Genomic DNA, 20,133 nt, shown 5'->3' with positions numbered 1-20,133 from the left:
AATAAAATCAAATCAAATCAAATCAAATAAAATCAAATCAAATCAAATCAAATAAAATCAAATCAAATCAAATCAAATCAAAGCTAAATGTCAAGCTTTGATACAGAAAAGCGATTGATGAGGGGTTTATCCCTTCATCTCATTTTCTACAAATCTTATTTTCTACAAACCTCATATTCTACAAATCCCATTATCTACAAATCCCATTATCTACAAATCCCATTATCTACAAATCTTATTTTTTACATATTCAGTTTTCTCAGCATTTTAACTTGATTTCTTAATTTCTGAATCCATATAGTTTCTTAATCCAGATAGATACATAGAGCCCCGGTTTCCTCATAAATAATAATTTTTGAATAGCAACCCATCAAGAGCATATTATTGCCTGTTTTGAAAGAGACGGACTACTAATAATAAAAAAGAGAAGGATGTAATAAGGATAGCTGTTTAACGAAGTTAAAATACTAATTCTTGCCTTACAACTGAACTATTACTTTACTGAGCAGCATGCTGTTTTATATTTTTATATAAGTATTAGATTAAATCAGTATATTTATATTTATTTATATACATTCCCGCGTAGTTAAATTGATTGACACAGGGATTTTACTCTGGATTTTAGACAAATTCAGCGCAAACGCAGAGCTTTACATTTGTACATTCATTGGACATTGAGTGCATGTTTTCATGAATTACTAATAATACAATTTTCGCCCCTGATACAGATTTCACCCCTAACTTTCTTGAATGGATGGAGGAATTGGAAATTAGAAATAAATTAATCACATTATTAGGAATTTTTATCATATTCTCATTAATTTCAGGTATTGGAGCAGCGGCAGAGATAATTGTCCAGCCAGGAAGTTCAATACAGACTGCCGTAAACAATGCAGCTTCAGGTGATGTAATTACCATAAAACCCGGGACCTATACCGAAAATATAAAAATATCTACAGGTGGTCTCACTATCAGGTCTGAGTCCGGAAACCCTGATAATACAATAATTAAAGCTAAAAGTTCAACTATAAATGTACTTTCCGTACAGGCAGATAATGTAAAAATTAGCGGGATTAAAGCTATTGGAGCAAGCGGGTCCAGCTATTCAGGAATCTATCTGTCCGGATGCAATAACTGTATAATTGAGAATAACAAGCTCATGAGCAACGGGCGTGGAATTTATCTCGTGAGTTCTAAAGGATGCTCCGTCTCGAAAAATACAGTTACAAATAACGGGGTGTATGGAATTGTGCTTGGGAGCTCCAGCGGCAATACCATTTCCGGAAATACGGCTTCTAACGACGCCCGCGGCATCCATGTTGGTTCCTCTGACGGCAATACCCTTTCAGGCAACACTGTTACTTCGAACAGTGCTTACGGCATGTATGTTTGCGGTCTGAGCGATAGAAACCTCATTTATAACAACTACTTCAATAACACCGATATGATCATTAAAAGCGGAACCGGAAACTCTTATAATACCGCAAAAACCGCAGGCAAAAACATTATCCATGGAAGCTATATTGGAGGAAACTTCTGGGGAAAACCCGATGGTTCAGGCTTTTCCAATACCGCAGTGGATGCGGATGGAGATGGAATTTCCGATTCCGCGTACAGTATACCAAACAGCATATACTCAGATTACCTGCCTCTTGTAACCCCTTCCAACCCTGCAGCCCCTGATGCGGACTTCAGCAGCAATGTTACCTCAGGAAACGCGCCGTTGAATGTTTTATTTACTGATGCAAGCACAGGAACGTCCACTGCATGGAACTGGAGTTTTGGAGACGGGACATATTCAACCCAGAAAAATCCAGTTCATACCTATTCAGCAGCCGGAAGTTACACAGTAACACTTACAGCAAGCAATGCGGCTGGAAACGACACGAAAACAAAAGCGGATTATATAAAAGTAACAGCCCCGCAAAAACCAGTCGTAAATTACTGGGGCTCTCCGAGATCAGGAGATGCGCCGCTGACTGTAACCTTTAAGGACATTACTACAGGATCCCCCACAGCATGGAACTGGGATTTCGGAGACGGGACCAATTCAACGGAACAGAACCCAAAACACACATATTCAGCAGCAGGCCGTTACACGATAAAGCTGACAGCAACCAATGCAGCCGGCGGTAATACGCTAACAAAGTACTATTACATAACAGTGACAGGAACAGCTGCACAAACTCCTATTGCAAGCTTCAACAGCAATGTTACTTCAGGAAACGCGCCACTTAATGTCCTATTTACGGACACAAGTACAGGAACTCCCACAGCATGGAAGTGGAATTTCGGAGATGGGACTAATTCAGCAGTCCAGAACCCCGTACACACATACTCTGCAGCCGGAAATTATCCAGTTGAACTTACAGTAACCAATGCAGCAGGCAGCAACACGGTGACAAAATCCAATTATATAAGTGTAGGGACCGCAGCGGCGCAAACGCCAGTTGCTGCGTTTTCGGTATCCCCTACTTCCGGAAATGCACCTCTGGATGTGACCTTTACTGACAGCAGTACAGGAACTCCCACAGCATGGAGCTGGAATTTCGGAGACGGGACTACTTCAACAGATCAGAACCCAAAACACACATATTCAACAGCAGGAACCTACACAGTAACGCTTACAGTAACTAATGCTGCAGGCAGCAATACGGCAACAAAGTCCAGTTATATAACTGCAGGGACAACGGAACAGAAGCCAGTCGTAAACTTCTGGGGTTCTCCGCGATCAGGAGATGCACCGCTGAGTGTGGCCTTTAAGGACATTACCACAGGATCGCCTACTGCGTGGAACTGGGATTTCGGAGACGGAACTAATTCAACGGAACAGAACCCGAAACACACATATTCAGCAGCAGGACGCTACACGATTAAACTGACGGCAACCAATGCGGCAGGCAGTAATACGCTAACAAAGTATTATTACACAACAGTGACAGGAACAGCTGCACAAACTCCTGTTGCTGCGTTTTCGGCATCTCCGACTTCCGGAAATGCACCTCTGGATGTGACCTTTACTGACACAAGCACAGGAACTCCCACAGCATGGAGCTGGAATTTCGGAGACGGAACCAGTTCAACTCAGAAGAGTCCAACACATACATATTCGACAGCAGGAACCTACACAGTAACGCTTACGGCAACTAATGCTGCAGGCAGCAATACGGTGACAAAGTCCAGTTATATAACCGCAATAACTGGAGGGACAACGGCACAAAAACCAGTCGTAAACTTCTGGGGCACCCCAAGATCAGGAAATGCGCCGCTGAATGTAGCATTTAAAGACATTACTACAGGAACACCTACTGCGTGGAACTGGGATTTCGGAGACGGAACAAGTTCAACAGACCAGAACCCAAAACACACATATTCAACAGCAGGAAATTACGTGATAAAGCTGACAGCAACCAATGCGGCAGGCAGTACTACAATGACAAAGTACAATTATATTGTAGTGACAGGAACAGCTGCACAAACACCGATTGCTGCGTTTTCGGCATCTCCAACTTCCGGAAATACACCCCTGAATGTGGCTTTCACTGACAGCAGTACAGGTACACCCACAGCATGGAGCTGGAATTTCGGAGACGGAACAAGTTCGACTCAGAAGAGCCCAACACATACATATTCAACAGCAGGAACCTACACCGTAACGCTTACAGTAACTAATGCTGCAGGAAGCAATACGGCAACAAAGTCCAGTTATATAACTGCAGGGACAACCGGTACAGGAACAACGGCACAAAAACCAGTAATAAACTGCTGGGGCTCTCCAAGAACGGGAACTGCACCCCTGACTGTGTACTTTAAGGACAGTAGCTCAGGTTCGCCTACTGCATGGAACTGGAATTTCGGAGACGGAACGTCCTCAACGCTCCAGAATCCGAAGCACATATATTCAGCAGCAGGAACTTACATGATAAAACTAACAGTAACCAATGCAGCAGGCAGCACTTCGGTAACAAAATACAACTACATAGTAGTGTCAAAGGCCTGAGAGTACTGTGAAGTCAGTTTAACAGGGAAAAGAGCGATAAAAGCAAGAGTAAGAAAATAAAAAATAAGAAAAAACAGGGATTCAACGAAAGTAAATTTAAAAGGCTGGAGTAATGGGACTATGTCCTATTCAGAGCTTTTCTGCAAGGCTCCCGAACTCCAGCCGACTTGAAGCCGGAGATTCCGGCTCCTTTTTTTCAGGGGAATAGGGCACTACATTTGCAAAAAACTCTTCTACCAGGCTTCCCACATCCCTTGGAGCTACATCGAGAAACTCTCTACTCTCTTCAGGAGGGAAGTATCCGAATACCGAAAATTTGCCCAGCTTGCGCATCTGGGAGCCCTGGTAGCGGGCATCAAGGAGGATCCTTACCCCGAAATCTCCCGGAGAGCGGACAACTCTTCCCATTGCCTGTCTTACCTTCCTGGTCGTTGGCACCTGGACTGCAAACTCCCAGCCATCGCCACAGTTGAAAACCGTATCATATGCCGACTCCACAGCTTTGATCCTGTCATTCAGAGCCGGGTATCCTACACCTACGACGATCACGGTTCTGCCACGGGAGTCTCTGAAATCAACGCCTTCGCTCAATGTTCCCCAGAGATAGGTTATGAGCAAAGCTTTTCCTCCCTGCTCCCCTATCTTGAAAAACTCCTGTCTGATCTCCTGGGCTGAGACCCCGACCTCATCAAGGAAAATAGGGATCGAAAGTTCGGGCTCAAGGAGTTTTTTATAGCGGAGGGCTTCCGCATAGCTCTGGAAATAAACGACCACATTCCCGGGCGATGCAGCAGTGGCAGCAAGAAGCGCTTCTTTCAAACTTTCCAGGGTTTCAGGGCTGTCCCTGTTTTTTGCAAAGAGGGGAGGGACTGAAACTGCAAGAGTAAGCCTTCTTTCCGGTGGAAAGGTGGTCCCATAGGTGATTTCTTCCACTTCCCGGGTAATTCCCAGTGTGGATTTTACCATCTCAAAAGGTCGAAGGGTAGCCGACATCAGCACTGCCGAATAAACGGAATCAAGCAACGGTTGGGTCACATTTTTGGGAATGCAGGTGAAAAGTTCAAGCCTGCCGACTACCCTGTCGCTTTTAAAGTCCCTGCGCATGTTCAGGATCGGATAATAGTTCTGCCTGTCCGAAAGCACAAGATAGGAAGAAAGAAAATCTGCAACATAACGGATCTGGGAACGCTTGGGAACGGAAAGAAGCCCTTTTTTGTAGTTTTCAGCATAAATTTCTTCCAGCCTGCCTCCGAACTCTCCGATTTCCCGCAGCCGGGTCAGAACCTTTTCTTCGTCTGCAAACCCTTCTATCTTTGCATCCCGCAAAAAACGAACTTTCAGGACATCGAGGCGCTCATAAGGATCGCTAATCTGAATGTCCTGCCAGTGTTTTCCAAGCCTGTTCCTCTCCCCAAACTTCAACTTTGAGTCATAAGTATCCCTGATAGAGGTCAGCAAACAGGAAAAAAGCCTTTTTGCGTAGATCCGGGAGGCATAGTCCTGGTCAAGAGGAATCCCGAGACCCTGTCCGGAGCCTCCCCCGAACATAGGAGAACTGTCAGGCTCAGGAATCTCCCCGACCTCGGAAAGGGCTTTTTCAATGGTTATTTCGGAAAGCATTACGGAGGAATGAGAACGGGCTGAAGCCTCAATGTTGTGAGCTTCATCAAAGATAAGAATGATATCTTCAGGGTCTCGCTCAAGCCATTTAAGGAGGGTCATGAAGATGTCAGCACTGAGCACATGATGGAAATTGCAGATAAGAAGTTCTGTGTTTTTGAGTTCCTTTTTAAGCAGCTCATACCCGCACATGTCCCGGTCTTCCGCATATTCCATAACTTCTTCGGGGCTTCTTACATCGGAAAAGAGCCAGGAGGAAAATTCATTTCCTTCGTACTTGAGGACCTCATAAAGCTTTGGGCAGGAGTGGTTTCTCAAAGACTGAGCCTTTTTTCGGGCTTCCTCGATTTCTTTTTCAAGCTCGTTCCTGAGGGCGTAGAGGGAAGGGTCTTTTGTCCGTTTGTGTTTTTCGGAGGCATCTTTGAGTTCTTTTTCCTTTGAAGAGACTTCTCTCTCAAACTCAAGGAGATCGTAGGTGTTTTCCCCTTTTAGCTTGCACTCCTCATAGTCGAGGTTCTCGGGACACATTGATGTCTTGCCCTTGAAAACAATTGTTTTTATGCTGTTGTCCCTGTTGATGTCCCTGGTCTCATGGATGAACTGGACCATCTGCTGGTGGACATTCGTGACTATGATTACGACCTTGTTGAGCTTCTTACCCACGTGAAGGGCAGGAGCAAGTGAACTTAGAGTCTTGCCTGTCCCGCACGCCCCCTCAAAAAGCACTATTTTCTCATGCAGGAGGGCAGAGTGAATCTTCTCCATGGCTTCTGCCTGATTTGGGTAGCAACTTTGTTTTGTAAAATATCGCATGTATCCGTTCTTTTGCATCATACGCTTAACCCTGATACCTCTCCGGTTTCCTGAACCCCGAACAGTCCATCGGAATTTATTCATTTTGAAAATTTATTAATTTATTTAGTATACTGGAGAACATACAGTTTCTCTTAGGAACATATAGTTTCTCTGAATATCTTTCTGAGAACTGTCATTAACCATTTAAGAACCGTAATTAACTATCTTCAACAACAGTAAATAAATATTTTGAAACCCGTTTTGAGAGTTATTTTTGAGGCCTATTTTCGGAGAACTATTTTTCCGAGAATCATTGAATCATTTATACTGTCCACCGGATAAACCAGATAAAAATGAATTCCTGGTACTATACCAACACAGAGGGAGAGGATTTATTTTTACTTGTTGAGTGAGGTGTTATTGCTTGACCAGTTATCCGAAGACAGACGAAAGATAGATGAAAGACAGAAGAAAGACAGCCAGATAAAGTTTTTTTCCTGCCTTATCTTCAGACTTCATGGTATAAACCATAAAGCCGATAAGACTATATTCAATTAACTGTTCTTGTAAGTTTCATACTTTAATATAAAAAACAATTAGAATTAATATGCGGAAACAGTTCAGAGGAATTAAAGGATGGATGAAAGAAGCCGGATGCTGGCAGACGAAAAAATCGGAAAACTTCTTTTTAAAATGTCAGTACCCGCAACCATAGGAATGCTGATGCAGGCCTTCTACAACCTTGTGGATACGGTATTCGTAGGCAGGGCCTATGGGGCCGAAAGCATCCAGGCAATCGGAGGAATTGCAGTTGCATTCCCAATCCAGATGATCGGAATGGCTGTAAGCCTTGCTATCGGCATCGGGGGTGCGTCCATCATATCTCGCCGCCTTGGGGAGAGAGAGCCGAAAAAAGCCGAAAAAATATTTGCAAACCTGATCTTCCTTTCCCTGTTTTCGAGCTTCCTGATAACAGGAGCAGGGCTTATCTATATCGTACCGCTCCTGAAAATTTTCGGGGCGACTGATACTATTCTCCCTTATGCACTTGAATACCTGGAAGTAATCCTTTACGGTACTATCCTTTTTTCTCTTGCAATGGTGACAAACGCTGTGATCCGTTCCGAAGGAAACGCAAAGGTCGCCATGAACTCCATGCTCATCTCCGGTGGCCTCAATGTTGTGCTTGACCCAATCTTTATTTTTAGCTTCGGGATGGGAATAAGGGGAGCTGCCATTGCAACCGTACTGGCACAGGCAATAGGAGTGCTTTATGTTATCCGTTACTTCCTGAGCGGAAAAAGTACACTCAGACTCCACCCTGCTGACCTCAAACCGGACAGCAAAATCATAAAAGAAGTCCTTGCCATAGGGGTGTCCCCTTTTGCCAGAAACTTTTCAGGGAGTTTCATGGTAATAATCCTGAACAACCTCCTTGCCTTCTACGGAGGAGACATAGCCATTGCCGTGTTCGGGATAATCAACAGGCTCCTGATGTTTACACTCATGCCCATGTTCGGAATTATCCAGGGACTTCAGCCGATAGTGGGCTTCAATTACGGGGCAAAAAACTTTGAACGCGTCAGGGAAACTGTAAAACTTGCCATCCTCACTACCACAGTTATGTCTGTTACAGGGTTCCTGATACTTTACCTGTTTCCGGAGCAGCTTTTCGGGATTTTCAGCAGGAACCTGCAGTTGATAGCCGAGGGAAAAAGTGCTGTGAGGATAGTGGTGCTTGCAACCCCGCTTATTGGATTCCAGGTAGTTGGAGCAGCACTCTATCAGGCTCTGGGCAAAGCAAAACCGTCTCTTTTCCTGTCCATGTGCAGGCAGATACTTTTCCTGATTCCCCTGGTGCTTGTACTCCCTAAATACCTGGACCTCTTCGGTGTCTGGGCAGCCTTCCCGCTTGCAGATGTCCTGGCTTTTACGGTAACCCTGATAATGGTTCTCCGGGAGTTCAAGCTGCTTGCTAAAGCAGGAGAAAATATGAAAATTGACCCTATGAAAATTGACCCGACTGCAGGGAATTGACCTGCTTGCAGGAATTGACCGCTCCTAAAGAACAGTTACTGCGAAAGTTGCTGCGAAACCACATCAGCGGTTTTTACGCCCTCTTTTTTATCAAGAATGCACTCCTTGCCGAGGTACCCATTTCCCCATTCACAGAGCGCATCCAGAACCGGAAGCACAGTTTTCCCAAATTCTGTCAGAGAGTATTCAACCCTGGGCGGGATTTCAGGATAAATCTCCCTGAGGACAAGCCCATCTTCTTCAAGTTCACGAAGTTGTTTTGTGAGCATTTTGGGAGAAATCCCCTGCATGCTTTGCTGGAGCCCTGAAAACCGCAGTTTCTCTGCTCTCAACTGCCAGAGGATAAGGGGTTTCCATTTGCCGCCTATTACGTCCAGAGTCGCTTCAACAGGACAATTATAGTGTTTATTATTTTTTGCTTCACTAACCATAAGCTTTCATACTATCCTTTTTGTTACTAAGTATCCGGATTGCATGTATGGTATATAAGTATAGTTGGTGTAAATTAAATATCAGCAAATACACGTTACTGACAGAAGAGACTCTATTTTGTTAAAAGAGACTCAAATTAACAGATAAAAGGTGTAAAAATGAAAGTTATAGGTATTGTTGGAAGTCCCCGAAAGAATGGAAACACAAATGTCCTTGTCCAGCAGGTCCTCGAAGGCGCAGCAGAAGCAGGTGCCGAAACCCGGACCTTCTTCCTCAATGAAATGAACTACAGAGGCTGCCAGGGCTGCAACTACTGCAAGGCCCACGAAGAATGTAAGCTTGAAGACGACCTTGTGGAAGTATTCAATGAGATTGCAGCAGCTGACGGCGTTGTATTTGGCTCCCCGATTTACTTTGCCCAGTTTACAGGCCAGATGCGGCTCTTCCTTGACCGCTGCTATTCCCTTATAAACGCTGATTTCTCCCCCCGCCTCCCTGCCGGGAAAAAGGCTGTGATTATAGGAACTCAGGGAGCGCCTGAGCCCGCGGCTTTCAAAAGTGTATATGAAGAGTTCGGAGGGCAAATTTCCGGTGTCATGGGCATGGAAATAAAGGATACCCTTGTGGGAGTGGGATACCACGCTCCCGGAGAAGTAAAGGACAATTTAGAACTTATGGAAAAAGCGAAAAACACAGGCCTTAACCTGTTCAAATAAAAAAAATAAAACAGGAAAGAAAACAAACCAGGGTGAGAGAAACCTGAAGAGGCATTTCCTCACCCGGCTCTTTTAGAGCTATTTCAGGAATAAATAAGGAGTCGGAATATGGAAACTCTTGAAGCAATCCACACTCGCCGAAGCATTCGAAAATACACCGACAGGCCAGTTCCGAGAGAGCTTGTTACCGAACTGCTGAGAGCTGCAATGAGTGCTCCGTCTGCAGTTAATGCCCAGCCCTGGATCTTTATTCTTATCGATGACCGGAAAATCCTCGATGAAATTCCCACGTTCAGCCCCTATGCCGGTATGTGCAGGGAAGCTCCTCTCGCAATCCTGATCTGCGGGGATACGACTCTGGAAAAAGCCCCCGGGTACTGGGTACAGGACTGCTCGGCAGCCACTCAGAACCTCCTGCTTGCAGCTCACGATTTTGGGCTTGGGGCAGTCTGGACAGGGATTTATCCGATGAAGGACAGGGTCGATGGTTTTCGTAAAGCTTTTGGGCTGCCTGACCATGTATTTCCTCTTGGTCTTGTGCCTATCGGCTACCCTGCCCAGAAACCCGCACTTCAAGACCGATACACTGAGGATAAAGTTTACCACAACAGGTACGGCCAGAAAAAAGAATGATTCTGTGATTGATGCTGTTCAATACTGGAAGAATCAAAAATCTGTACAAACTGGTGATTTTATTGACTATAAGAGTTGTTGCAAAAAATCATATCAAAACGGACAAAATTCAAGAATATATAGATTTGTGTAAAAATCTTGTTGAAGAATCGTTAAAAGAAGAAGGCTGCATAGAATATGGGTTGTATCAGGAATTAGAGAATCCGGGAATCCTGACGATATTAGAAGAATGGAAAGATAAAAGCAGCCTGGATGAACACTTAAACTCCAATCATTTTAGAGAAATAGTCCCTTTACTTTCAGAATATCTTGAGAAAGAAACTGAAATTAATGTATACAAAAAAAAGCTGTGATTTATCTTTTTCATTCCCCAAATTCTACTCCCATGCATTTTTTGAAGAAGTGGCATCAAACTCGATATGAGAAATGAAACTGAAGAAGAATGAGTAATGAATAATCGGAGGATACAAACAGTGAAAGTCGTCGCATTTAACGGAAGTCCACGGAAGGGAGGCAATACAGCCTCTCTCATAGAACACGTTTTTTCAGAACTTGAAAAAGAAGGCATTGAAACCGAAATGGTGCAGCTTGGAGGAAAAAGCATTCACGGCTGCATAGCCTGTATGAAATGTTTTGAAAACATGGATCGAAGGTGTGTAATCGACAAAGACATTGTCAACGAATGTATTGAAAAAATGATTGAAGCCGATGGTATAATCCTTGCATCGCCTACATATTTCGCCGATCTGACACCTGAGCTCAAAGCTCTTATAGATAGGGCGGGCTTTGTTGCGAAAGTCAATAACGAAATGTTCAGGAATAAAGTGGGAGCAGCTGTAGTTGCGGTGAGGAGAGCCGGATCAGTCCATGTCTTCGATTCTATCAACCATTTCTTCACGATTTCCCAGATGATAATTCCCGGGTCCAGTTACTGGAACATAGGGATAGGGCTTGCTGAAGGGGACGTCGAAAAAGACGAAGAGGGGATCCGGACAATGCAGGTTCTGGGCCAGAACATGGCATGGCTTTTGAAAAAGCTCAATGACTAACTAAAAGAAAGAGGCAGACTTACTTTTTTATTCCGGGAAACGAATTCCATAGGTAGAATAAGGGGGGAAATAAAATGAAAATTCTTTACATTTACGCACAGCAGGAACCGAAGTCCTTTAACGCTGCCCTTAAAAACACTGCCCTTGCAGCCCTAGAGGAAAAGGGTCACGAAGTCAAACTCTCAGACCTTTACGCAATGAACTTCAATCCCGTGCTCACTGAGGGGGATTTCACGGACCGGAAAAAGCCGGATATTTTCAAGCCTTTCTTTGAAGCAATCCACGCCTCAAAAACCGGGGCATTTGCTCCCGACATCAAAGCCGAGATGGAAAAAGTAAAATGGGCCGACATCCTGATCTTCCAGTTTCCGATCTACTTCACGTCCATGCCTGCGATCATGAAAGGCTGGATTGACCGGGTCCTGGCTCCGGGTTTTAGCTTTAACCCGATTACAAAAAACACCTACGAAACAGGGCTCCTGAAAGGAAAATCAGCAATGATTGTCACCACCACCGGGACTCCGCAGGCATTGTACGTAGAAGGAGGAGTACACGGGGACATGAACAGGCACCTTGAGTCCGTGACCCACTGCGTCTTTGAGTTCATGGGGATGAAAGTGCTGCCTTCTTACATCATCTATGAAGTGAGCAGCTTTTCAAAGGAAAAAGGGGCAGAAGAACTCGAGAAATATAGAAAGAGAATTTTGGAAATTTAAATCGAGAAGAAAACACCTGTATTTATTTTTTTGAGAATTCAGGACTGGAGCTCAGCCTGCACCTTGTACAACTTTCTAATAATATTTATATACACTATTTTTGCAAAAAGCTTTATTAACCGTTATGTATGTTCAAACATATCATTTAAATCCCATACAGGTGCGTGGAAAACCAGAAATAAAGTGGACACGGACCGGAAACAAAGAAATTGATACGAAAAACAGCATCAAGGGAAAAAAGGTATCAGAGGAAATAGAAACATAAAAATAAGGAATTTATGAAGGGAATTTTTGAGGCAAAACATGATAGACCTTTTTGAGCTTTACTTTTACGAAGACTGCCCCTATCAGGATGAAAGCGCAGAACTGCTCAGGCTTGAAGGCAGGGGAAAAATGAGGATTATATCGAGAGAAAACGGGATCTGTGCCTGCGCCGGCGACCTATCGGAATATTATGAAAGAAAAGGTCTGAAAAACCTTAATTACCTCAAAGATGGTCAGCCTTTCAAACCCGGGGATGCGATTATCGAAGCCGAGGGAGACCTCAAACTCCTTTTCAGGTTCTGGAGGGTTTCCCAGACATTCCTTACCCTCATGTGCGCCATTGCCACGAAAACAGCCTCTATGGTAAGCGCAGGCCGAAAGGCAAATCCTGACCTTATTATTGCAACAAGCCGAAAGACCCACCCCGGAGCCAGGATATTTGAACTTAAAGCCGTCAGGGCAGGCGGAGGGGACATCCACAGGAACTCCCTCAGCGATTCCATCCAGCTCAGCCAGAACCACCTGGAAGTTGCCGGGGAACTGGGAGAACTCAGAGCTATGAAAAAAATAGAAATCGAGCCCCGGTCGAGGGAAGAAGCCCTCAGGTACGCAATACATGCGGATATAATGCTCCTTGACCACCTGTCTCCGGCAGAAATGCAGAAGGTCGGGCCCGAACTTAAGAAGTTGAACCCGAAACTTGAACTTGCAGTGGGAGGAATCGAAGCAAAAAGAATCCCCGAATATGCCCCTCTAGTGGACATAATCGTCACAAGTGCTCCCTATTATGCAACTCCTCTTGACTTTACAACGAAGATCGAAAGACTGTAAGCTGAGAAAATAAAAGGTGGATGCATGTCAGAAAGCAAAAATTTACAGGAAACCGGGAAAAAAGAAGAAAACGGAATCCTGCTCGCCCTTATAAGTGCGCTCAAAAAAGACCTTGGACCTGCCCTTGAAGAAATCGAAGTAAAGGAAGTAAGGATAGGGCTCGCCTATACCGGAGTCCTGCTTTCCGAAAACTACGGAGGTGTTGCCTGCACCCCCCTTTACGAGTTTTCAGGCTGCCCTGCCCTTGGTTTTGCAGATACCCTGAAAGGCAAAACTACGGATAAACTGCTTGAACTTGTTCTGTCAGAAAACCCACTTGAAGCTGCAGTTGGAGTTGCAACTGCAAACGCGCTTTCCCACATGCTCTGTGACCTGAAGCCCGAAAACTTTCCTGTTTCAAGCATAGATATCCTTGACCTCATAAAACCTGAAGATAAAGTTGCGATGGTAGGCTATTTCGGGCCTCTCGTCCCGAGAATACTGAAAATAACCGATAAGCTTACAGTCCTTGAAAAGCGTGAAATCGAATTTCCTCAAACCATGACCCTGCCCTCGGAAAAAGCCAGAGAAATACTCCCTTCATCGGATGTGATAATTCTCAGTGCAAGCACCCTCGCCAACCGGACTTTTGATGAACTTCTTTCCCTCCGGGGTGCAGCAAGGGAAGTTGTCCTGCTCGGCCCAAGCGCGCCTCTCTATCCGGCACCGTTTTTTAGTAGAGGTATTACTGCAATAATGGGAACCCGAATTATTGACCCCTTAACAATGCTTACGGTGGTCAGTGAGGCGGGAGGAACGAAAAAGTTGCACAAGTGCTGCGGGGAGAAGGTAGCTTTCAGAAGAAAAGAACAAGAAGAAAATAAGTCTGCTTGAAATAAGAAAACGGGCAGGATCGATGTGATATGAAACCATCGATCTTATGCATTTATGTTATGAACGCTTGAAAACCAGTACCGATAAAAGCCCTAAAATAACCATTATTGAAGTGAAACCAGGCATTTGATTGGTTGTCTCATTACCAGTGATCTCTTCTTCATTACCTGATAAATTGGAATCATCAGCTTCATCAGGATATGGTCCATCAACTACTGCTATGTCTTCTGTTATGTATCCTATAAACTCAAAAACGACTGGAACGTCACTTATGCCTTCCTCCTCACAGCTTTCGTCTATTACCTGATATATTTCATCAATTAACGATTCATTTACTTTTTCGGAACTATATCCCTCGAAACCTACGTTTAAATATCCATTCATGTTGGGTCCGAAGCTGCTCACTGGGCCACCGAATTCAACAAAGTACGGCGTAATTCCTGTATCAGTAATATAAGGGTTAGAAAGTGCCCGTTTACACTGAACAAGTGAATCTATCCATTCCACTTTTTCACTGGCATCTGTGATTACAGGCATTGTTCCCCGAGTAGCTACACATAATGGATTCTTCTTAGCTTCTTCAAAAACCTGAGGCCCATAGTCCGGTAACGGAAGATCCTCCTCATCCCATGCCCACATAAAGACCACTGGGATTTCACTTATTCCTTCCTGCTCTTCGCAGTAATTCTCTATTTTCTGATACATAGCGTCAATTCTGGAGTTATCTACTTCTCCTTTATAGGCAGAACCCAGTTCAATAATTATTACATCACTGGCAGCAACGCTTTTAATAGACTTGTCAAATTCTGAATATGATGGCCCTATTCGGTTAAGATTTAGCCAGCAATCTACAATTGAATTTTTCCACTCCTGATCAATTGTTTCCGGTATGGTTCCCCTGTAGGCTATGAACGAGGGATCGTTTGCGAATTCCGTAATAGAATCAGAGATTTCATTAGATTCGGAATCATTCAGTTCGCTATCATCTGCACTTGCAGAACCGGATAATAAAAAATAAATAAATAAATAATGTAAGCATCAGCCATTTGACGATATTGCTTTTTTTGAACATTTAAATCAGACCTTTATTAGTTAATTCAGGGCTCTAACTCTTACTATTGCTTTAAATTAATCTCAAAATCAAGTACTTGCGAGTTTGTGAAAAATGGCATATTTAGAAATCTTAGTGTTCTATACTACTGACTTCAGAACTCAACTGCACAATTTCCTTAAATGAGATAGTGGTAGAGTATAAAATACTTTTTAAATTTTTTAATTATATACTTACTCGCTTAAACCGAGAAACTATGACTCAAAGACTACACAATTTTTTTGAGACCATATGGATTTAAATTAAGAATAAATTGGGAAGAGATTCATATTTATGAACGGAAAGAAAGATAGAACCGGGAAGCAATGAATATTAAAAAACAAATTTGAAGAAGCTTCAACCGCCAGAGAAACTTATATATAGGCATAAAAATAGAATTATTTAGTATATATTTACAGTTTTGAGTTATTTTGGGGAATAACTAAGAGAACTGATAGTGTAGCAATTTTAGAGTGCATGGGGAGAGGTAAAAAAGCAATATTTGGGGGTATAAAGAAAATATGGCGGTGGGACATGAAAAAAAAGGGTCTGAGATTTATGAAAAAAACAGGTCTGCGGAATATGAAAAAAAGATATTGAAACCAAAAAACGTATGGGAAGAGTTTTTTGCAGATAAGAGAAGTGGGGGTCACAGATCTTCAGCTGAAGAATTTCTTGCTATGGAGGCAAGGGAAAAATTATTCCATCTGGATGGTGGAAAAACCCTTCTTGACTTTGGGTGCGGAGCTGGAGAACTCCTGGTTTACTATGCGCCAGAATATGAAAAGACGATAGGAGTTGACTTTTCCCCGTCCATGCTTGAGGAAGCAAGCAAAAAAATAAAGGAAAGGAATTGTGAAAATACAACTTTAATTCTGGCTGACGACAAAACTGTCTGGGACAAGCTGGACTCTTCCTTTGACCGAATAAATGCAGCGGGAGTATTGCAGTATCTGACATATCAAGAAATTGATGATTTTATTTTCAATGCATCAAAATATATTAATAAAGAAGGAAAAATAGTATTGTTTGACATGCTGGACCCTCGCTTATACCCATTGTGGAAAATAGGGCTGTTTTCACAGGATAAAAGCTGTAGGAAAATATTAAGCAAAGTGGTTTGTGGGGTAAAAAATTCAATATCATCAAGCTTGAAAAACCGTCCGAGAGACATTTTGGGGTATTCCCATTATCCCAATAAAATTAAAAAAATTGCAAATAAAAATGGTTTTGAAATGATTTGTGTACAATCAATGTATTATGAATACAAATATCATGCAATAATATTTAGGAGTTAAACGGCTGTTCAGATGGAGATTGAATCAAACCTGCTTTCGGCAGATGAACGTAAAAATTCATTTTATTTTTTGTTGACGAGTAACATTCACTTTACCACCAGATATCGGAACTGAGTCATTCATCGCAGATAAAAATAATTATCTGTTTGCACGAGGCTTAAAATTGGACGGAATTGAAGTTAGAGAATTATTGCCATCCGAATACAAAGAATGGAATTTGCTTGTCGAAAAAGCTCAACCCGGTATACTCTTTCATACCAGTGAATGGCTTGAAATTTGCAGGGATGCCCTGTCAATAGATCTAAAAATCTACGGCTGTTTCAGAAACAGTGAGCTTGTGGGAGGATGCCCCCTTTTTGTAAAAAATATCAGGGGAATATTGAAAGTGGCAACTTCAACCTGTAGAATGACCAGCTACAGTGGGCCTCTTATAAAAGAGAGTGCCAGCTCTAAAGCAAGTAAATGTGTACAGGAAACTCATGATATCCTCAATCCCCTCAGGGAATTTCTCTGCAAGCAGGGATTTGACAGCATTCATCTTACGTTCGCTCCAGGCTTTGAGGATATAAGACCGTTTACGTGGAATGGATGGGATTCCGCCGTGCATTATACACATTATCTGGATCTGAAAGAAAACATAGACAGCAACCTTTCAAGGGAAAGACAGATGGAACTTAAAACCGCAACTGAGGCAGGACTTAAAACCAGGGCATTGAATGACCCTGAAACATATTACCGTCTGCTTTCACTGGCCTATGAAAAGCAGAATTTAGAGCCTCCCTTGCCCAGAGGTTTCTATGAAAGAGTATTTAAGCTGATTCACGAAAAAGACATTGGATACATGTTTGTCTCAGAGACTCCTGAGGGTGAAGCTGTTGCAGCTCACTTAAATCTGTACGGAAAGAAATGCGCTGTAATCTGGACCTCAGCCCTGAACCCTGATTTTGATCGTTTGGGCCCCATTGCTCTTCTGTATTATAATGAATTTCTTGACCTGAAGTCCCGAGACTTCAAATACATGAATGTAATGGCAGCAAATATTCCTGCATTTGTGGATTTTATTATGGGCTTTTCTCCTGAGCTAATTCCATACTATAGTGTGACCCTGGAGAGCAAAAAATATTCAATCGCGAAAACCTTATACAAAACCACTCATAAGGAAACTTATTGATAGAATACAAAGTTTCTTTAAAAAATACAAAAGTAGGGATTTTGACTCCGTTCCAAAATTCAGTGATTTTTTCATTTTTTGATTGAAAAAAGAACCTCATGCTCCCGAAACGAAACTAACTACTAAAACCTATAAATTAGTCTGCTTGAGCGAAGCGAAACAGACCTCGTGCTCCCGAAGCGAAACTCGGGAAGCGAAACTCGGGACACATTGACCTTAGAAGTTGCAAACAACATTCGTCATCTGCAACTCCTGATCATTTGTATATTTCAGTGTTCAAATTATAGTCCAAATTTCTTATTCAATGTAGTACGTAACCTGTACTGACATTGAAACGGTAGACTCTCCTGGCTGAATAGGAGTGGAAGCTGCCCCTGCGCTCTTTGCTTCTGTTGCCATATCGTATTCGTAATATACTCTGGAACCGCTGTTTTCACTTACAGATGAAGTCTGCACACCAGTAATCTCAACCCCCAGGCTCTTAGCAAGCGTAGTGGCTTTTGATGATGCATCAGCTACTGCTTCATTCATCAGGTCTTCACGAAGCTGCTTTTGCATGTCATCAGATACTGAGAAGGAAATGCGTCCAATATCATTAGCTCCGGCGGCTGTGGACCTGTCAATGATCTCACTCAGGTTGTCGAGCTTTGTGGTTGTGATCTGCACACTGTTGGATGCAGAGTAACCTGTGATTGTTTGTGCCGTATCATAGTTGTATACCGGGGACACGGAAACATAGGATGTCTGTATTTCCTTGTCCTGCAATCCCATTGCTTTGAGTTCTGCTATTACAGCGCTCATAAGGGCTGCATTTTCATCGGATGCTTCCTTTGCAGTTGCAGACTGAACTACAACACCTATGCTCAATGTTGCTGTGTCAGGGACAACTTTCTGTTCAGAATACCCGCTCATGGAAATAGTATTTTCCGTATCCTTTTCGGACCCACTCTGTGAAATGGCGTATATCGTTGCTGACATCAGCACCAGAACAACTGATAGCGCAATGATAACGTAATAAGATTTATCGTTTTTATTTTCCTGTGACATTTTCACATACTCCCTGTTCAATGCTTTATTAACTGGCGATTCAGCCAATACTAACAAGCCATAAATGTACGCACACATATTAAAGAATTACTTAAACTTCAACTACGGTCGCAGTTATGATAATCACATGATATTGCAGGAAAAATTGTGTCCACAGGAAACTGAAAAGAGAAAAAAGGTGAGAGCTTTATATCACTCTCACGTCATCTGTTTGTTTTGCACTATCCTTTAACTGAGAATCCGTGAAAACAGACTTAACTTACTTCCTTGCTTTAATCTTTGCAAAAAGCTGTTTTAAGGTATCTTCGTTGCTCTTCGTAAACTCGAAGGGCGAGGTTGTGAAAGGTTCGAAGTGCACGGGCACATCGTCGAGCCTGTAGAAGGTCCCGTCACATTCCATGGCATCAAGGACTCCGGGGAGCACGACATCCGAAGCAGCTGTACTCGGACAGGGAGCAATGTCCAGGCAGACCAGGGGGATTTCGGCAAGATAGGAAGCACAGTCCGCAGGGATGTGGCAGACAAGGTCAGCACACATCACAAAGGCTGCATCCACATCCTTTTCCCTCAGCACATCCACGGTTGTAAATTCCCCGGGGTTGTAGCGCGGGTATCCGCGTGTGAAATCAAGCCCGAATGGGTAGCCGTACATATAGGAAGCTACCTGGTTAAAGCCTGCCACGTTGCAGTGGCCGCGGAGTGCGCCCAGGGTGAACTTGGCGTAATTATTCAGTTCCTTTACCAGGTTCATGGCAATTTCGGCATTCCTGTGCTTTCCAATTGAAGAAGAAAGCCCGAGACCCACTGAGATAGCTCCGAAGTTGCAGTTCTTCATCATGTCAAGCATCTCTTCCATCACTGAGATGGGGATACCTGTGACCTCTTCAACCGACGGGTGAGGAGTTTTTCCATGGAGCATGGTCAGGAGGGCACTGGCCAGTTCGTAATCAGAGTTAGGTTTGAGCTGAATGTGCAGGTCTGAAGCCTCTGCCGTGGGAGTCTTTCTCGGGTCGATGGTGATGACTGTCCTGTCGAAACGCCCGCGTTTGGTCCAGTAACCTCTCGGGAAAACCCCATACCTGGACATCTGCCGCGGCATGGACTCAAGAGGATTTGTTCCCCAGTAGATGATAAGGTCGCCCCTGTTTTTCTTCTGCCCTTCCGTTGCGCCGACTTTTCCGGATTCCTGGATTCCCATGGCTGTTGGCCCGTGGCAGATTGTTGCATTGGAGTCAACAATCGCACCCAGGTATTCCCCGATCTTGAGCCCGACTTCATGCGCTTCACAGGAGGTTTCGCTGCCCATGAAAAGCAGGGGTCTCTTTGCCGAAACAAGAATATCAGCAGCTTTTTCAAGAGCTTCATCCCAGGCTGCAGGGGTCAGTTTTCCTTCGCCCTTTATAAGGGGCTGCCTGAGCCTGTGGGAACTTACAACTTCCTTGAACTTGGCGTTTCCCATCTTACATGCATTTTTAGCTTCAATCTTTCCGTCTCCGAACTCGACCTGGATATCGTCACAGGACGCCCCGCAGACCGGACAGACTATGTTTTTGTAAATCAT

The 20,133-nt window shown here is 43.6% G+C and carries 16 protein-coding genes; 11 read left to right on the top strand and 5 right to left on the bottom strand.

Features of this window, described 5'->3' with window-relative positions:
* Window positions 1–754: 754 nt before the first annotated feature.
* The gene (locus EO93_RS18560) at window positions 755–4,000 is read left to right on the top strand and encodes a PKD domain-containing protein (RefSeq protein ID WP_048162781.1); all 3,246 of its coding nucleotides are present in this window, start codon (window positions 755–757) and stop codon (window positions 3,998–4,000) included.
* A 129-nt stretch (window positions 4,001–4,129) separates the two neighbouring features.
* On the opposite strand, the gene EO93_RS12485 is transcribed toward EO93_RS18560, so the two are convergent.
* Complete coding sequence (locus EO93_RS12485) at window positions 4,130–6,454, bottom strand: ATP-dependent DNA helicase (RefSeq protein ID WP_048162779.1); 2,325 nt, start codon at window positions 6,452–6,454, stop codon at window positions 4,130–4,132.
* 597 nt (window positions 6,455–7,051) lie between these two features.
* Between EO93_RS12485 and EO93_RS12480 the strand changes: the two genes are divergently transcribed.
* Window positions 7,052–8,452 carry an MATE family efflux transporter gene (locus EO93_RS12480; RefSeq protein WP_048162777.1) on the top strand — a complete coding sequence of 467 codons (1,401 nt, stop codon included), beginning with the start codon at window positions 7,052–7,054 and terminating at the stop codon, window positions 8,450–8,452.
* Window positions 8,453–8,487: 35 nt separating this feature from the next.
* On the opposite strand, the gene EO93_RS12475 is transcribed toward EO93_RS12480, so the two are convergent.
* Complete coding sequence (locus EO93_RS12475) at window positions 8,488–8,883, bottom strand: helix-turn-helix domain-containing protein (protein WP_048162776.1); 396 nt, start codon at window positions 8,881–8,883, stop codon at window positions 8,488–8,490.
* 159 nt (window positions 8,884–9,042) lie between these two features.
* Between EO93_RS12475 and EO93_RS12470 the strand changes: the two genes are divergently transcribed.
* The 7 genes from EO93_RS12470 (at window position 9,043) to EO93_RS12440 (ending at window position 13,966) form a co-directional block, all read left to right on the top strand.
* The gene (locus EO93_RS12470) at window positions 9,043–9,600 is read left to right on the top strand and encodes a flavodoxin family protein (protein WP_048162774.1); all 558 of its coding nucleotides are present in this window, start codon (window positions 9,043–9,045) and stop codon (window positions 9,598–9,600) included.
* A gap of 108 nt (window positions 9,601–9,708) precedes the next feature.
* Window positions 9,709–10,233 carry a nitroreductase family protein gene (locus EO93_RS12465; protein WP_048162772.1) on the top strand — a complete coding sequence of 175 codons (525 nt, stop codon included), beginning with the start codon at window positions 9,709–9,711 and terminating at the stop codon, window positions 10,231–10,233.
* Window positions 10,234–10,295: 62 nt separating this feature from the next.
* Window positions 10,296–10,586 carry a putative quinol monooxygenase gene (locus tag EO93_RS12460; RefSeq protein WP_235284252.1) on the top strand — a complete coding sequence of 97 codons (291 nt, stop codon included), beginning with the start codon at window positions 10,296–10,298 and terminating at the stop codon, window positions 10,584–10,586.
* A 120-nt stretch (window positions 10,587–10,706) separates the two neighbouring features.
* Window positions 10,707–11,282 carry a flavodoxin family protein gene (locus EO93_RS12455; protein WP_048162771.1) on the top strand — a complete coding sequence of 192 codons (576 nt, stop codon included), beginning with the start codon at window positions 10,707–10,709 and terminating at the stop codon, window positions 11,280–11,282.
* 74 nt (window positions 11,283–11,356) lie between these two features.
* The gene (locus EO93_RS12450) at window positions 11,357–11,998 is read left to right on the top strand and encodes an NAD(P)H-dependent oxidoreductase (RefSeq protein ID WP_048162768.1); all 642 of its coding nucleotides are present in this window, start codon (window positions 11,357–11,359) and stop codon (window positions 11,996–11,998) included.
* Window positions 11,999–12,301: 303 nt separating this feature from the next.
* Window positions 12,302–13,093, top strand: a complete 792-nt coding sequence (locus tag EO93_RS12445; protein ID WP_048131317.1) for a nicotinate-nucleotide pyrophosphorylase — start codon at window positions 12,302–12,304, stop codon at window positions 13,091–13,093.
* Window positions 13,094–13,117: 24 nt separating this feature from the next.
* On the top strand, window positions 13,118–13,966 hold the full coding sequence (locus tag EO93_RS12440) for a Rossmann-like domain-containing protein (RefSeq protein ID WP_048131318.1): 849 nt from the start codon (window positions 13,118–13,120) through the stop codon (window positions 13,964–13,966).
* Between the two features lie 57 nt (window positions 13,967–14,023).
* Here the strand turns inward: EO93_RS12440 and EO93_RS18215 are convergent, their stop codons facing one another.
* Window positions 14,024–14,671, bottom strand: coding sequence for a hypothetical protein (locus tag EO93_RS18215; protein WP_235284251.1), 648 nt, complete (start codon window positions 14,669–14,671; stop codon window positions 14,024–14,026).
* A 978-nt stretch (window positions 14,672–15,649) separates the two neighbouring features.
* On the opposite strand from EO93_RS18215, the gene EO93_RS12430 reads away from it, so the two are divergent.
* Together EO93_RS12430 and EO93_RS12425 are read left to right on the top strand one after the other, a co-directional pair.
* Window positions 15,650–16,354 carry a methyltransferase domain-containing protein gene (locus tag EO93_RS12430; protein WP_048162894.1) on the top strand — a complete coding sequence of 235 codons (705 nt, stop codon included), beginning with the start codon at window positions 15,650–15,652 and terminating at the stop codon, window positions 16,352–16,354.
* A gap of 163 nt (window positions 16,355–16,517) precedes the next feature.
* Complete coding sequence (locus EO93_RS12425; protein WP_048162766.1) at window positions 16,518–17,525, top strand: GNAT family N-acetyltransferase; 1,008 nt, start codon at window positions 16,518–16,520, stop codon at window positions 17,523–17,525.
* A 297-nt stretch (window positions 17,526–17,822) separates the two neighbouring features.
* Here the strand turns inward: EO93_RS12425 and EO93_RS12420 are convergent, their stop codons facing one another.
* Together EO93_RS12420 and EO93_RS12415 are read right to left on the bottom strand one after the other, a co-directional pair.
* On the bottom strand, window positions 17,823–18,572 hold the full coding sequence (locus tag EO93_RS12420) for an SIMPL domain-containing protein (protein WP_048162765.1): 750 nt from the start codon (window positions 18,570–18,572) through the stop codon (window positions 17,823–17,825).
* Between the two features lie 259 nt (window positions 18,573–18,831).
* Window positions 18,832–20,133, bottom strand: a complete 1,302-nt coding sequence (locus EO93_RS12415) for a formylmethanofuran dehydrogenase subunit B (RefSeq protein ID WP_048162764.1) — start codon at window positions 20,131–20,133, stop codon at window positions 18,832–18,834.

It is taken from the genome of Methanosarcina sp. 1.H.A.2.2, from assembly GCF_000979975.1.
GTDB lineage: Archaea > Halobacteriota > Methanosarcinia > Methanosarcinales > Methanosarcinaceae > Methanosarcina.
The sequence above is the reverse complement of the archived record's forward strand: the minus strand, read 5'-3'. Positions and strand labels throughout refer to the sequence as shown.